Annotated in this window: 13 protein-coding genes; 4 read left to right on the top strand and 9 right to left on the bottom strand. The window is 65.2% G+C overall.

The window, feature by feature from the left end; genetic code table 11:
* Positions 1–10 precede the first annotated feature (10 nt).
* The 3 genes from RQP54_RS08390 to murB form a co-directional block, all read right to left on the bottom strand.
* The gene (locus RQP54_RS08390; RefSeq protein WP_315677793.1) at positions 11–931 is read right to left on the bottom strand and encodes a complex I NDUFA9 subunit family protein; all 921 of its coding nucleotides are present in this window, start codon (positions 929–931) and stop codon (positions 11–13) included.
* A gap of 169 nt (positions 932–1,100) precedes the next feature.
* Entirely contained in the window at positions 1,101–2,705 is a 1,605-nt protein-coding gene (locus RQP54_RS08385; protein WP_315677792.1) for a methyl-accepting chemotaxis protein, read from the bottom strand.
* Between the two features lie 283 nt (positions 2,706–2,988).
* Positions 2,989–4,044, bottom strand: coding sequence for a UDP-N-acetylmuramate dehydrogenase (murB, locus tag RQP54_RS08380; RefSeq protein ID WP_315677791.1), 1,056 nt, complete (start codon positions 4,042–4,044; stop codon positions 2,989–2,991).
* Positions 4,045–4,080: 36 nt separating this feature from the next.
* Here murB and RQP54_RS08375 point away from each other — a divergent pair, with 36 nt between their 5' ends.
* The 3 genes from RQP54_RS08375 to RQP54_RS08365 are packed head-to-tail and all read left to right on the top strand — an operon-like array spanning position 4,081 to position 6,198.
* Complete coding sequence (locus RQP54_RS08375) at positions 4,081–4,566, top strand: YajQ family cyclic di-GMP-binding protein (RefSeq protein WP_315677790.1); 486 nt, start codon at positions 4,081–4,083, stop codon at positions 4,564–4,566.
* Between the two features lie 4 nt (positions 4,567–4,570).
* Positions 4,571–5,227: a TIGR02281 family clan AA aspartic protease gene (locus tag RQP54_RS08370; protein ID WP_315677789.1), complete on the top strand. Its 657-nt coding sequence runs from the start codon at positions 4,571–4,573 to the stop codon at positions 5,225–5,227.
* Positions 5,228–5,244: 17 nt separating this feature from the next.
* Complete coding sequence (locus RQP54_RS08365) at positions 5,245–6,198, top strand: HD-GYP domain-containing protein (protein WP_315677788.1); 954 nt, start codon at positions 5,245–5,247, stop codon at positions 6,196–6,198.
* Between the two features lie 8 nt (positions 6,199–6,206).
* Here RQP54_RS08365 and plsY read toward each other — a convergent pair whose 3' ends face one another.
* The 6 genes from plsY to RQP54_RS08335 all read right to left on the bottom strand — a co-directional run bounded on the left by plsY (position 6,207) and on the right by RQP54_RS08335 (position 11,851).
* On the bottom strand, positions 6,207–6,902 hold the full coding sequence (gene plsY, locus RQP54_RS08360; protein ID WP_315677787.1) for a glycerol-3-phosphate 1-O-acyltransferase PlsY: 696 nt from the start codon (positions 6,900–6,902) through the stop codon (positions 6,207–6,209).
* 69 nt (positions 6,903–6,971) lie between these two features.
* A complete protein-coding gene (locus RQP54_RS08355) occupies positions 6,972–7,463 on the bottom strand; it encodes an aminoacyl-tRNA deacylase (protein WP_315677786.1) in 492 nt (163 codons plus the stop codon).
* Positions 7,464–7,473: 10 nt separating this feature from the next.
* The gene (locus RQP54_RS08350; RefSeq protein WP_315677785.1) at positions 7,474–8,541 is read right to left on the bottom strand and encodes an aldo/keto reductase; all 1,068 of its coding nucleotides are present in this window, start codon (positions 8,539–8,541) and stop codon (positions 7,474–7,476) included.
* Between the two features lie 52 nt (positions 8,542–8,593).
* Positions 8,594–9,163 (bottom strand): D-alanyl-D-alanine dipeptidase, encoded by a 570-nt coding sequence (gene ddpX, locus RQP54_RS08345; RefSeq protein ID WP_315677784.1) that lies wholly within the window; start codon positions 9,161–9,163, stop codon positions 8,594–8,596.
* Positions 9,153–9,983 (bottom strand): hypothetical protein, encoded by an 831-nt coding sequence (locus RQP54_RS08340; protein WP_315677783.1) that lies wholly within the window; start codon positions 9,981–9,983, stop codon positions 9,153–9,155. Before RQP54_RS08340 ends, ddpX begins: the two co-directional genes overlap by 11 nt.
* Complete coding sequence (locus RQP54_RS08335; protein WP_315677782.1) at positions 9,980–11,851, bottom strand: acyl-CoA synthetase; 1,872 nt, start codon at positions 11,849–11,851, stop codon at positions 9,980–9,982. Before RQP54_RS08335 ends, RQP54_RS08340 begins: the two co-directional genes overlap by 4 nt.
* A gap of 25 nt (positions 11,852–11,876) precedes the next feature.
* Here RQP54_RS08335 and RQP54_RS08330 point away from each other — a divergent pair, with 25 nt between their 5' ends.
* On the top strand, positions 11,877–12,782 hold the full coding sequence (locus tag RQP54_RS08330) for an alpha/beta hydrolase (RefSeq protein ID WP_315677781.1): 906 nt from the start codon (positions 11,877–11,879) through the stop codon (positions 12,780–12,782).
* The last annotated feature ends 510 nt before the right edge of the window (positions 12,783–13,292 follow it).

The following is a 13,292-nucleotide window of genomic DNA, read 5'->3' as shown; positions in this document are numbered from 1 at the left end:
GGTGCGCCGGTCAGTGGCGCAGGTAGGTGCTGGCGACGCCCCGCATTTCGGCGGCCTGCACCCCCAGAGCCGGCAGGCCCGCATGCCGCCCGGTGGCCACGTTGGGCACCCGCATGGAGGCCAGGTTGTCGCGGCTCATCAGCGGTTCGCCCGGCAGGCACTCCATGGCCAGCGCCTGCAGGTAGGCGGCCCAGTGGGGCAGCGGCAGGATCGGCCGGCTGCAGCCGGCCAATTCGCCTGCGGTCTGCACGATGCCAGCCAGCGTGTATTCCTGCGGACCACAGGCTTCCCAGACGTTGACACGACCCGACGTCAGATGCATGTGCAGCAACTGCACCAGGGCCTGCGCCACATCGCCTACCCACACCGGCGCAAAGCGGGCGTCGGCACCGGCCAGCGGCACCACCGGTACGGCGCGTTGCAGCGCGGCAAACAGGTTGAGCAACTTGTCGTGGCAGCCGAAGATGACGCTGGGGCGCAGCACGGCCACTTGCAGGCCTTGTGCCGCGGCCCGCGCCAGCACCTGCTCGCCACGGGCCTTGCTGCGCAGGTAATTCGACGGGGCGCTGTCGGGCTGGTCGTCCGGCACGCCCAGGGCACTCACGTGCAGCAGGCGCGGCACGCCTTGGCGCAGACAGGCGTCGGCAATGGTCTGCACCAGGTCCACGTGCACACGCTGGAAACGCTGCGGGGAGCCCTGCAGGATGGCAATGAGGTTGACCACGGCGTCGGCACCCTGCAGCAGGCCGTCGAGGGTGGTCGGGTCGTGGGCATCGGCCTCCAGCACCGTGACGTTGGGCAGGGGCAGCAGGTGGCGCGCCGCCCTGCGGCGCCTGCTCGGCACCACCACGGGCACACCCTGGCGTGCCAGCAGTTCACACAGGGTGCGTCCGACGAAACCGCTGCCACCAAGAATCACGACTTTTTGCATGCGTGCACTTTAGGGCCTGGCAAGCGGCCCTGATGCCTGCGTGGGCTTTTTCAAGAGAAAATCGGCACTACCCCCGCATGGATATTGCGCTTCAAGCTATACAAACAGTAGCAATAAAAGTAGCAAACCACCGTTGACACAAGCACCGCCGACAGGGGCGCCAGCGCGGTCAGGCACTGCGAAGCTGCGCCAACACTCCACGCACCGGGACTTGCTCCCCCTGCGCAGGCAGGGTGAAGACCCCCACCGACTGCACCAGGGCACTGGCCTGGGACCGCAGGCTCATGGCCGCCGCGGCGATTTCCTCCACCAGGGCGGCGTTCTTCTGCGTACCCTGATCGATCTGCGCGATGGCTTCGTGCACCTGGCTGACGCTGACGCTTTGTGATTCGCTGGCCTTGGAAATTTCGCCCACAAAGTCGGCCATGCGCTGGATCGACTCCACCACCTCGCTCATGGTCTGGCCTGCGCGGTCCACCAGCGCTGAACCCTGTTCAATGCGGTTCACACTGGTGCTGATGAGTCCCTTGATTTCGCGCGCCGCACTGGCGCTGCGCCCGGCCAGGCTGCGCACTTCGGCAGCCACCACGGCGAAGCCCCGGCCCTGCTCACCGGCCCGCGCCGCCTCCACGGCCGCATTGAGGGCCAACAGGTTGGTCTGGAACGCAATCGAGTCGATGACGCCGATGATGTCCAGGATCTGGGTGCTGCTGTCGTTGATGTCCTTCATGGTGCGCACGACGTCCGCCACGGCTTCACCGCCGGCATTGGCCGTACTGGTGGCTTGCTGCGCCAGTTGGTTGGCGGTGCGGGCGTTGGTGGCGTTTTGCTGCACCACGGCGTTGAGTTCTTCAATGGCCGATGCCGTTTCCTGCAAGGCGCCGGCCTGGCGTTCGGTGCGGGATGCGAGGTCAGCATTGCCCTGGGCGATCTGGCTGGCCGCGCTGGCCACGCTTTCCGAGCCTTCGAACACGTCACGCACGATGGACACCAGATTGCCTTGCATGGACTTGAGCTGGGCCATGACACTGTGCTTGTCGTCGTCACGCACTGGCACATGGGTCGCCAGGTTCCCGGCCGCAACGTGGCTGGAGATGGTGGACACATGGGAGGGTTCCCCCCCCATCTGATGCGTGATGCTGCGGGTAATGACAGCACCAAACAGCGTGCCCAGCACCAGCGCCAGCCCGCCTACCGATGCCGCCACCAGCATGCGCGCACTGAAGTCATCCGAGGCTTGGGTATACAGGTCGCGCGACACGTCCAGCTGAAGCTGTATCAGGTCGCCCACCACCGATTGCAAGGGGTCGAGCGCGGGGTACATGTCGTGGGCGGTGTAGGCTGCCAAAGCGGCCTTGTCGTTGGCACGGATGAGCCCTTCGAGCACCCCGACCGAGGCGTCCGCGGTCTTGCGCAGGCCCTCGAAACGCTTGATCAGCGCCTTTTCGTCGTCGGTAAGAAAGGTGTTTGTATAAGCCCCCCACTCGGCGTTGATGCGCTGGCGCGCACTGGACAGGTTATCCAGCCCCTGGGCGCTGGTGAGTGCACCATCACGCACCTTGTGCGCCGTATCGACGATGTTGACGGCATATTCATCGGCCACCACCTTGAGCTGGCGCAGGGGTACCACCCGGTCCTGGTACATGCCTTCAAGCGCCTGGTTCGAACTGCGCATGCCCTGCATGCCCAAGACGCCCACAGCGAGCAAGAAGAGCAGGAAAAGGCCGATGAGAAACGCAAGCCGAACGGCAATACGAACGTTGGACAGACGCATGGTGTATTCCTCCCTGATGCCACAGACACAGGTTCCCGCGGCTTTTGGTCTGCCGCTTGAGGGAACTTACGCAGACGCTGCGCCTGAAAAGGCGCCTCATCTTTTTTCAGTGTGGCGCCGAATTTTGACAATCACAAGTCAGGCAGCAAATACCTATGCACCAAAAATGGGCTTTCCCCAAAAGAGTGCATGCACTGCATGACCAGCAAGGACAGGAATGCATTTGCTATTGCTTTTGAAGCAAACTTCCTTTGATCCAGAGCGGTTGGGGGCAAATCCTGCGTTACACCACGACCGGCTCGGGCTCCAGCAGGATGCCGAAACGCTCGTAGACGCTGGTCTGGATCGCCTTGGCCAGTGTCATGACCTCGCCCCCGGTTGCGCCTTCACCGTTCACGCCCGGGCCACGGTTGACCAGCACCAGGGCCTGCTTCTCGTAGACGCCGGCCTGCCCCATGCTCTTGCCCTTCCAGCCACAGGCATCGATGAGCCAGCCGGCCGCGAGCTTGAACTGCCCGTTGTCGAGCTTGTAGTGCACGAGCTTGGGTTCGCGGGCAATGATGTCGGCACACTGTTCGGGCGACACCGTGGGGTTCTTGAAGAAGCTGCCGGCATTGCCGATGACAGCCGGGTCGGGCAGCTTGGCGCGGCGCACCGCGCAGACCCAGTCGAACAGTTGCTGTGCCGTCGGTGCGGTGCAACCGTGCTCGGCCATCTTGCGCTCCAGATCGGCGTAGCCCAGCACGGGTTTCCAGTCCTTGGGCAGGGCAAAGCGCACCCGCAGGATGGCGGCGCGGTCCTTGAGGCCCATGCGGCCGGGGCCACCGGCGTGCTTGAACACCGAGTCGCGGTAGCCGAAGGCGCACTGGGCGGCGTTCAGGGTGAACACTTCTCCCGACTGCAGGTCAATGGCATCGAGTTCCCAGAAACGGTCCTGCAGCTCCACGCCATAGGCACCGATGTTCTGCACCGGTGCGGCACCCACGGTGCCGGGAATGAGCGCCATGTTCTCCAGCCCCGGCAGTCCCTGCGCCAGCGTCCAGCAGACGAAGTCATGCCACGGCACCCCGGCACCGGCCTCGACCCGGATGTAGCGCGCGTCCTCGCCCACCACCCGCATGCCGTCGATCTCCATCTTCAGCACCAAGGGTTCCACATCGCCCGTGAGCACGATGTTGCTGCCGCCCCCCAGCACGAATTTGGGCTGGCGCCCCCACAACGGGTCGGCCAAGACGGAGCGCACGTCCGCCTCGTCCGTCACCCGCACCAATGCCTGGGCGCGCGCCACGATGTGGAAGCTGTTGTACGGCTGGAGTGCAACGTTTTTCTCGACTAACATGCTGGGATTGTCTCATTCACGATTTACTGTTTTTGTATGCCTTCTTTCGATACCGTTTGCGAAGCCGACATGGTCAAGGTGAAGAACGGCGTGGACAACTCCGCCAAGGAGATTTCCACCCGCTTCGACTTCAAGGGCACTTCGGCCGCCATTGAGATCAAGGACAAGGAAATCACCATCATCGGTGACGCCGACTTCCAGCTCGAGCAGATCCTCGATGTGCTGCGCAACAAGCTCACCAAGCAGGGTGTGGACGTGCGCTTCCTCGACATCGGTGACCTGCAGAAGATGGGTGGCGACAAGGTGAAGAAGGTCGTCAAGGTGAAGAACGGCATCCAGGCCGAGCTGGCCAAGAAGATCCAGCGCCTCATCAAGGACAGCAAGATGAAGGTGCAAGCAGCCATCCAGGAGGAGAAGGTGCGCATCACCGGCGCCAAACGTGACGACCTGCAGGCGGCCATCGCCCTGCTGAAGAAGGAAGTGACCGACGTGCCGCTGGACTTCAACAACTTCCGGGACTGACACCATGCCGCGCCTGCGCCCGCTGCTCTACTGCCTGGTCGCCTTGGCCTGTGGCGTGGCAATGCAGGCCAGTGCGCAATCGGTAGCCCTGACCGGCATGCTGGGCAACAAGGCCTTGCTGGTGGTGGATGGCAGCCCCCCGAAGGCCGTACCCGCGGGCGAGAGCTACCGCGGCGTGAAGGTCGTCAGTACCCAGGGCGATTCGGTACAGGTCGAGATCGACGGCAAGCGTCAGACCCTGCGCCTGGGCGATGCCCCGACCAGTGTGGGTGGCGGGGGCGCCGGCGCGTCCGGCACCCGCATCGTGCTCAGTGCCGACAGTGGCGGGCACTTCATGGTGCAGGGCCAGATCAACGGCAAGGCCACCACCATGGTGGTGGACACCGGTGCCACCGGCGTGGTGATCGCCGAGAGTGAAGCCCAGCGCATGGGGCTCAAGTACAACGCCGGGCTGCCGATGAAGGTGAGTACCGCCAACGGCGTGGTCCCCGCTTGGTATTTCAAGATCGGCACCCTCAAGGTCGGCGACGTGGTGGCCTACGACGTGGACGGCGTGGTGACCACCGGCTCCATGCCCTACGTGCTGCTGGGCAACAGCTTCCTGTCCCGCTTCCAGATGACCCGCACCAACGACCAGATGGTGCTGGAAAAGCGCTACTGAACGGCAAGGAACTGGCCATGCGCGACGAAGCCGAGTACGAGGACCTGCTGGCCAACTGGGCCGATCTGGAACTGGGCCTGGGCGTCATCCTCTCCAGCCCGCACCGGGCCCAGGAATTCCTGGCACGCGTGCACCAGTACGACCGCTGGATGCAAGGCCTGCTGGACCGCGAGACCGACCTGGGCCTGTACCAGCTGTTCCAGCTGGCGAGCAACTCGCCGGTGGGCTACAGCGCCTCGCACGCCCTGATCTGCGGCGCTTTGTGCCACCTGATGGCAAGGGACCTGGGCCTGGACAGCAGCGCGCGCGACAGCCTCGTCCATGCGGCGCTGACCATGAACATCGCCATGACACGCCTGCAGGACGAACTGGCCTTGCAGAAGGAGAAGCTTTCGCCCGAACAGCAGGAAGCTATCCGCACCCACTCGGTCAAGGGAGCCATGATGCTCGGTGCGCTGGGGGTGCGTGACGAGAACTGGCTCGACATCGTGGCCCACCACCATGACGGTGAACCCGGCGTGAAATCGGCGGGATCCGCCCAGGGCACGCCGCCCCAGGCAGCGATCCTCAAGGCGGTCGACCGCTATGCCGCCATGATCAGCCCGCGCCACACCCGTGCCGGGCGCAGCGCATTGGATTCGATCAAGTCCATTCTGGGGCTGGGTGCCACGGTGAACGACCCCATCGGTGAGTCGCTGGTGCGTTCGGTCGGCCTGTACCCCCCGGGCACCTATGTGGCCCTGAACACCGCCGAGCTGGCCGTGGTGGTGCGGCGCAGCCCACGCCCGAACCAACCCTTTGTGGTGCTGATCAGCAATCCGCAGGGCGAACTGCTGCCCGCGCCGCGCCTGCATGACCCTGCCGCTTCAGGCACACAGATCCGCGCCTCACTGGCCGCGGCGCAGATGGACCTGCACATCAACCACGCGCACATCCTGCGCCTGGGCGCCTACGCAGCGCGGCTGCGTTAGTCAGCTTTTCAGTGCTTGTGCCCGTGTCCGTGTCCGTGCCCATGTCCGTGGGCGTGGTGAGGCATCTTTTCCGGCGCGTCCTTCTTTTTGCCCAGCTTGGACTCGGTGCCTTTCGCCAGGCGACCGATGTTTTCGGCGTGGCGGTAGATCAGCAGCAGCGTCATGCCCATGATGGCCAGCACCACCGGGCCGCGCATGATCCACAGGACGCCGTCAGACAGCACGTAGATGGCGGGCGCTGCCAGTGCGGCACACAGGGATGCCAGTGACGAATAGCGGAACAGTACCGCCACCACGATCCACACCAGCATGGTGAGACCGCCCAGCACCGGGCTGAAACCCAGCAAGACACCCAGCGCGGTCGCAACCCCCTTGCCGCCCACGAAGCGGAAGAACACCGGGTACAGGTGGCCCAGGAAGGCGGCCAGCCCGGCGAGCGCCATGGTGCCTTCGGCCAATCCGAACGGTTGGCCGAACCACTGGATCAGCACCACCGGCAGCCAGCCCTTGGCGGCGTCCAGCAGCAGCGTGACGATGGCGGCCTTCTTGCTGCCCGAGCGCAGCACGTTGGTGGCACCCGGGTTCTTGCTGCCGAAGGTGCGCGGGTCGGCCAGGCCCATGGCGCGGCTGACGATGACGGCAAAGGACAGGGAACCGATGAGGTAGGCGGCCAGGATGGCGGCTACGGAATACAGGGTTTGCATGGAATCTCGCAGAAACACGCGCGCCCAGTGGCGCGCTTTCGTGGGTCTATTGTGCCAGTGCCGACCGACTCACTCCGACAGCGCGCACTGCACCGGTTTGGCACCCAGCAGGTCGACGCAGACCTGGGGGGCGATGCCGACCAGGTAGCCCCGTCGCCCGCCGTTGATCAGGATCTTCGGGATATCGAGGATGGTCTGCTCGATGAACACCGGCATGGTCTTGCGGGTACCGAACGGCGAGGTGCCGCCCACGAGATAGCCACTGTGGCGGTTGGCTACTTCAGGGGTACAGGGCTGCACCGACTTGGCACCGATCTGGCGCGCGAGGTTCTTGGTCGACACGGTGCAGTTGCCATGCATCAGCACCACCAGGGGCTTGGCATCCTGGTCTTGCATGATGAGTGTCTTGACCACGTGGTACGGGTCCCAGCCCAGCACCTTGGCGCTGTGCTGCGCACCGCCGTGTTCCAGGTACTCGTAGGGGTGCTCGGTAAAGGCCACCTTGCTGGCCTTGAGCAGCGCGGTGGCAGGAGTTTCGGAGACGTGGTCTTTTCGGGCCATGGGTCTATTGTCACAGTGCCGGGTCGCGCAGCTCCCAGCGGATGGCGTCGATGGCCTTGAGCACTTCGGGGCTCAGGGTGGTGCCCCAGGCGTCCAGGTCTTCGTCCAACTGGGCCACGCTGGTCACACCGATGATGGTGCTGGCCACCTGCCACTTGGTGTAGCAGAAGGCCAGGGCCATCTGGGTGGGCGTCATGCCGTTGTCGCGGGCCAACTGGTTGTAGCGCTTGGCGGCCACCAGCGCTTCGGGGCGGCCCCAGCGCTGCTTGCGCGTGGACTCGAACTTGCCCAGACGCGCAGACTTCGGTGCACCCTCGCCGGTCAGTCCCGAATCGTCGTACTTGCCGGTAAGCAGCCCGAAGGCTAGCGGCGAGTAGGCCAGCAACCCCACATTCAGCCGATGGCAGGTTTCGTCCAGACCGTTCTCGAAGGTGCGGTTGACCAGGCAGTACGGGTTCTGGATGGTGGCCACGCGCGGCAGGCCGTGCTGCTCCGCCAGGCGCACGAACTCGTGCACACCATAAGGCGTCTCGTTCGACAGGCCAATGGCGCGCACCTTGCCGGCCTTCACCAGCTGGCCCAAGGCTTCGAGCTGCTCATGGATGCTGGAGGCCGTGGTGTTTTCGTTGGCCGGGTTGTAGTAGGCCCCGCCGAACATCGGTACGTGGCGATTCGGCCAGTGGATCTGGTACAGGTCGATCACGTCCAAGCCCATGCGCTGCAGGCTGCCCTCGCAGGCAGCGATGATGTCCGCGCCCGAGGTGTTGGTGGCGCCACCACGCACCCAGGGCATGCCGCGCGAGGGGCCCGCCACCTTGGTGGCAATAACCAGCTTCTCGCGGGCGCCGGGGCGTGCACGCAGCCAGTTGCCGATGATCTTTTCGGTGGCATTGAAGGTTTCGGCGCGCGGCGGCACGGCGTACATCTCGGCCGTGTCGATGAAGTTCACGCCGCGCTCCAGCGAACGGTCGAGGATGGCATGGGCCGTGGGTTCATCCACCTGTTCGCCAAAGGTCATGGTACCCAGGCAGATGGGGGTGACAGACAGGCTGGAGGTTCCGAGGGTGACTTGCTTCATGGTGTGTGCAGTGGTGCTGTGATGGGCGAAAGGAGCCATTGGAGCCTGCGGGCTATTCCCCGTGGGCACGCATGGGATTGAGGTGGTGCAGCTTGTGGCTGGGGATGAGCGGGTAGCTGTGCGCCGCGGGCAAGGCGTAGTGCCACCACTCGTGCGGAATGTGCTCGAACCCGGCTTGTTCCATGATGCCGAGCAACTGCAGCCTATTGGCCTGGGCCTGCGCCGACACGTCGGTGCGGAAGTGGTGCGACTGCTCGCTCATGTCGTCGAACCCCGTTCCCATGTCCAGCTCTGTGCCGTGCGCGTCCACCAGCGTCAGGTCCACCGCCACGCCGCGCGTGTGGTTGGAGCCCAGCGCAGGGTCGGCCACGTAGGCCTTGTCGGGTGCGCTGTTCCACAGCATGACCTGGGCTTCGTGGGGGCGGAAGGCGTCGAAGATCTTCAGGCGCAGCCCTTGCGCCTGGGCGAGGGTGCTGGCATGGCGCAGCGCATGGGCGGCGTCACGGTGCAGCAGGCAGATGGGGCGTTGGTAGATGGGCACGCCTGCAATGTTGTTCGCCGTGGCGTACACCAGGTCCAGCACCACGCCGTGCGACTGTTCCGATATCTGCTTAATCTCCACCGCATCCTCCTCCACAACCGCCGTCACCACCACCGTCCGAACCACCATCGCCACCACTGCTCTCGCTGCCCCCGAAACCGTCGGCATCACCGGGGGCGCTGCCGTCCCCGCCGCCGCTGTCGCTACCGAAGCTGGTACCGCAGTAGCTGCCATCGGCACTTTGGCGCGCAATGTCCTTGCAGTCCGGCACGTAGCGGTAGCCGCCCGCGATGGTGAATTTGGTGTCCAGCGCGAAAAGCAGCGGCAAGCGCGCGGGGTTGCGGGGGTTGATGCCCTCTTCCTTGCAGCACCAGTACCAGGTGCGGCGCAGGCCATCGTTGCGCTTGGGGTCGCGGCCCAGCACTTCTGCCGGGGTGTGGTGCAGCAGCCGGCCGAAGGCCCTGTCGCACCAGGCCGCATAGCCGCGCGTGTGCAGGATGAACTCATGCCAGGCCGCATCCACCACCAGCGAGGGCATGCCCACGAACCGCTGACCGCTGCGGCTGTAGGCCAGAAAGAACTGGCGCAGGCCGCGCAGCACCAGATCGGCATCACGCGGGTTCAGCTGCGGGTACTGGGTGCACAGCTTGGCGCCCAGGTAGCGCGGCAACGGCGCCTCGCGGATGAACTGGCGGCGCAGGCTCTGCCGCCAGGCGTTGACCGCCACCAGCAGGAGCAAGCCCAGGACGACCGAGGCCACCAGCCCCGCACCACGCACCTGCAGGCCGAATGCCAGCACCGGCACGCCCGGCAAGGCCATCCAGCGCAGCCAGCCCAGCCAACCGATGCGACGCGACAAGCCCAGCGAACGCGTCAGCACCTGGGTGCCGGGCAGTCTCATGCGGCGCCCACCTGCGCTTTTGCCCGCTCCTCTTCCTGCAACCGAAGCACCCGGCGCTGCACCTTGCCCGTCGTCGTCATGGGCAGGCTGTCGATGAACTCGATTTCCTTGGGGTATTCGTAAGGCGCCAGCTGGCCGCGCACGTGGGCCTGCAGGTCGCGTTCCAGTTGGGCATGAAAATCGGCATCAGCCCTTGAATTGACTGCGTGAGAAGCTATGAATTCAGGAGCAACAACGACATAGGCCTTGACCAGGGCGCCGCGCTCGGGGTCGGGCTTGGGCACCACGGCGGCATTGGCCACGGCCGGGTGCTTTACCAGGCAGTTCTCGATCTCGCCCGGGCCAATGCGGTAGCCCGCGGACTTGAACACATCGTCGCTGCGGCCCTGGTACCACAGGTAGCCGTCGGCGTCGCGCACGGCCTGGTCTCCCGTGCGGCACCAGTCGCCGGTGTACTTAGCCCGCGTGGCGGCCTCATTCTTCCAGTAGCCCAGAAAGATGATGGGGTCGGGGTCGCCATGGATGTCGAAGCGGTTCAGTGCCACGTCGCCGGGCACGCCCACCGGGCACTCGTTGCCCTCGTCGTCGATCACCGCCACGCGGTGACCGGGGTAGCCGATGCCCATGCTGCCAGGTTTGGAGGGATAGCCGATGGCCTGCCCGGTGCGCGCAGCCAGCATGTTGCAGTTTCCGACGATGTAGTTGATCTCGGTCTGGCCGAACATCTCGTTGGGCGGAACGCCGAGCTGGTCGCGGCAGTAGGCGAACACGGCGTCGCCCACCGCTTCGCCCGCGCTCATGAGGGCCTGGAGTTTCAGCTTGAACTGCTGGCGCACAGTGCGTTTCGGCGTGCCGGGGCAGGCCTTCATCATGGCCTTGAGCGCGGTGGGGAACAGGAAGGTGTGGGTGACGCCGCAGTCGCGCATCAGTTCCAGGGCCACCTGGGCGCCGAAGCGGCCCCGGTAGGCCACGATGGGGCGGCCGAAGAACAGCGTGGGCAGCAGCGCGTCCATCAGGCCACCGGTCCAGGCCCAGTCGGCAGGCGACCAGAACACCGCGTTCGAGCCCTGGGCGATGGCGTCGGTATCCATCCAGTCAGCAGGGCGTGCGCCGTTCACCGGGTCAAAGCCAAACCAGTTCTGGCTGGCCACGAAGCCGGTCAGGTTGCCGATGAGCGCACGGTGGGGAATGAGCGCGCCCTTGGGGTTGCCGGTGGTACCGCTGGTGTAGATGAGCACGGCCGGGTCGTCGGCCAGGGTATCAGCGCAGGGGAAGGCGCCATTGCGCCCCGCCAGCAGTTCGCGCCAGGCGGCGTCCGCACCTGCAGCTACTTGTTTGCCGCCCCCCACTTCCACCACGCAGCGCAGGGCCGGGCAGGTGGCGCGCGCGCTGTGCAGTGCGGGCAGTGCCGTACTGTCGGCAATGGCCAGCACGGCCTCGCTGTCCCGCAGGCGGAACTCCAGCGCCTCGGGACCGAACAGCAGCGATAGCGGCATGGCCACGGCACCGAGCTGCAGCACGGCCATGTAGGCCACGGCGGTCTCAAAGCTTTGGGGCATGACCAAGGCCACGCGGTCGCCGCGCTGCACGCCGCGTGCCAGCAAGGACCGCGACAGCCGGTTGGCCGCCGCCTGCAGCTCATGGTAAGTATGTTTTTGGCCACCAGCCCCCGTGGAATATGCGTAGACAGCTACCCTTTTCGTAGCGTCTGGACGCTGCGCCCAGCGTGCACTGCAGGCCTGCGCCATGTTGAAGTGCCTGGGCACCTGCCAACGGAAGTCGCTGTGCAGGCGCGCATAGGCTGCGGGCACGGTGGAAGGTACGGAAGCGGTCTGGGCGGGTTTGTCGCGGGTCTGACTGCGGGCCATGGCGTGTCTCTCTATGATTACCGGAATGTACCGAATAAAGAAGCAACACCGCAGCGAGTTTGTTCCCATCCGCACCCAGACCTACCACGTGCAGGTCTGGGGCGAACCAGCGCCGGACAAGGTGCCCCTGGTGATGGTGCACGGCTGGATGGACGTGGCGGCAAGCTACCAGTTCGTGGTGGACGCCTTGGCCCAGGACCACTACATCATCGCCCCCGACTGGCGCGGCTACGGCCAATCCACCAGCGCAGGCAAGGTGGACAACTACTGGTTTCCCGACTACCTGGCCGACCTGGACTTCCTGCTGGACCACTACGTGGGCGACACCCCCGTGAACCTGGTGGGCCACAGCATGGGCGGCAACGTGGCCATGATGTATGGCGGCGTGCGCCCGCAGCGCATCCGCCGCCTGGTGAACCTGGAGGGCTTTGGCCTGCCGGCCTCCAAACCCCACCACGCCGTGAAACGCTACGCGCAGTGGATGGACGAACTCAAGGCCCTGCACCGCGGTGAGATGGACCTGAAGACCTACGAAAGTGTGGACCAGGTCGCCCGGCGCCTGATGAAGAACAACCGTCGCCTCGGGGAAGACAAGGCACTGTGGCTGGCGCAGCACTGGGCCCGCGAGACGGCCGATGGGCAGTGGTCCATCCTGGCCGAAGCCGCCCACAAGGTCTCCAACGCCCACATCTACCGCGTGGAAGAAGCCCTGGCCCTGTACGCGCACTTAAGCATGCCGGTGCTGGCCGTGGAAGCCAGCGACGACAGCCTGACCGGCTGGTGGCGCGGCAAGTTCACGCTGGAGGAGTACCACGAACGGCTCAAGACCGTACCCAACGTGGAGGTCGCCGTAGTGCAGGACGCAGGGCACATGCTGCACCACGACCAGCCGGAGGTGCTGGCGGGGTTGATTGAGCGGTTTATTGCTTGATCGCGGTGCTTGTCCGTTCGGACTGAGCTTGTCGAAGCCCTTCGCTCGGTGCACGTTGCGCAGCAGGCCGGGTCGCGCCCCGGCAGGCGCCTTCCTTTCTTTGCTTCGCCAAAGAAAGGAAGCAAAGAAAGGCGAGCCGGATGCGTCGGCCCTTCGGGCTCACTGCGTTGCTCGTGTGGTGCGGGAGGCGCGCAAACTCGCCTGCGGCTCAAACAGTGCACGCCTCTTGATCCGCCCCACCCTGCGCTACTCGACTCCGCATGACGGCGGGAAATACCCCACGCGCCATTGCTTCGCTCGGCGCGGATTGCGAGCAAATTCGTCGATAGCCCGCATAAATATTGCGCAGTCCGCTATAACCTCGATAGCGATTTAGTGTCGGCTTTAGGCGGCGGATTCAACCGGTCGATGCAACACACTAACCACCGCATAGGCGGAAGGAGTGTTGCAGATGAAGCGGCGACCCAGGATCTACTACACGGATAGCCAGAAAGCGCTGATGTGGGAGCG

The organism is Curvibacter sp. APW13 (assembly GCF_032337135.1).
Taxonomy (GTDB): Bacteria; Pseudomonadota; Gammaproteobacteria; order Burkholderiales; family Burkholderiaceae_C; genus Allorhodoferax.
Note: the sequence above shows the minus strand (reverse complement) of the source record. Positions and strands in the feature narration are given on the sequence as shown.

What these genes read in the sequence shown, in the direction of transcription:
- RQP54_RS08390 (WP_315677793.1), bottom strand. Translation starts at nt 931, where the DNA reads ATGCAAAAAGTCGTGATTCTTGGTGGCAGCGGTTTCGTCGGACGCACC.
- RQP54_RS08385 (WP_315677792.1), bottom strand. Translation starts at nt 2,705, where the DNA reads ATGCGTCTGTCCAACGTTCGTATTGCCGTTCGGCTTGCGTTTCTCATC.
- murB (WP_315677791.1), bottom strand. Translation starts at nt 4,044, where the DNA reads ATGTTAGTCGAGAAAAACGTTGCACTCCAGCCGTACAACAGCTTCCAC.
- RQP54_RS08375 (WP_315677790.1), top strand. Translation starts at nt 4,081, where the DNA reads ATGCCTTCTTTCGATACCGTTTGCGAAGCCGACATGGTCAAGGTGAAG.
- RQP54_RS08370 (WP_315677789.1), top strand. Translation starts at nt 4,571, where the DNA reads ATGCCGCGCCTGCGCCCGCTGCTCTACTGCCTGGTCGCCTTGGCCTGT.
- RQP54_RS08365 (WP_315677788.1), top strand. Translation starts at nt 5,245, where the DNA reads ATGCGCGACGAAGCCGAGTACGAGGACCTGCTGGCCAACTGGGCCGAT.
- plsY (WP_315677787.1), bottom strand. Translation starts at nt 6,902, where the DNA reads ATGCAAACCCTGTATTCCGTAGCCGCCATCCTGGCCGCCTACCTCATC.
- RQP54_RS08355 (WP_315677786.1), bottom strand. Translation starts at nt 7,463, where the DNA reads ATGGCCCGAAAAGACCACGTCTCCGAAACTCCTGCCACCGCGCTGCTC.
- RQP54_RS08350 (WP_315677785.1), bottom strand. Translation starts at nt 8,541, where the DNA reads ATGAAGCAAGTCACCCTCGGAACCTCCAGCCTGTCTGTCACCCCCATC.
- RQP54_RS08340 (WP_315677783.1), bottom strand. Translation starts at nt 9,983, where the DNA reads ATGAGACTGCCCGGCACCCAGGTGCTGACGCGTTCGCTGGGCTTGTCG.
- RQP54_RS08335 (WP_315677782.1), bottom strand. Translation starts at nt 11,851, where the DNA reads ATGGCCCGCAGTCAGACCCGCGACAAACCCGCCCAGACCGCTTCCGTA.
- RQP54_RS08330 (WP_315677781.1), top strand. Translation starts at nt 11,877, where the DNA reads ATGTACCGAATAAAGAAGCAACACCGCAGCGAGTTTGTTCCCATCCGC.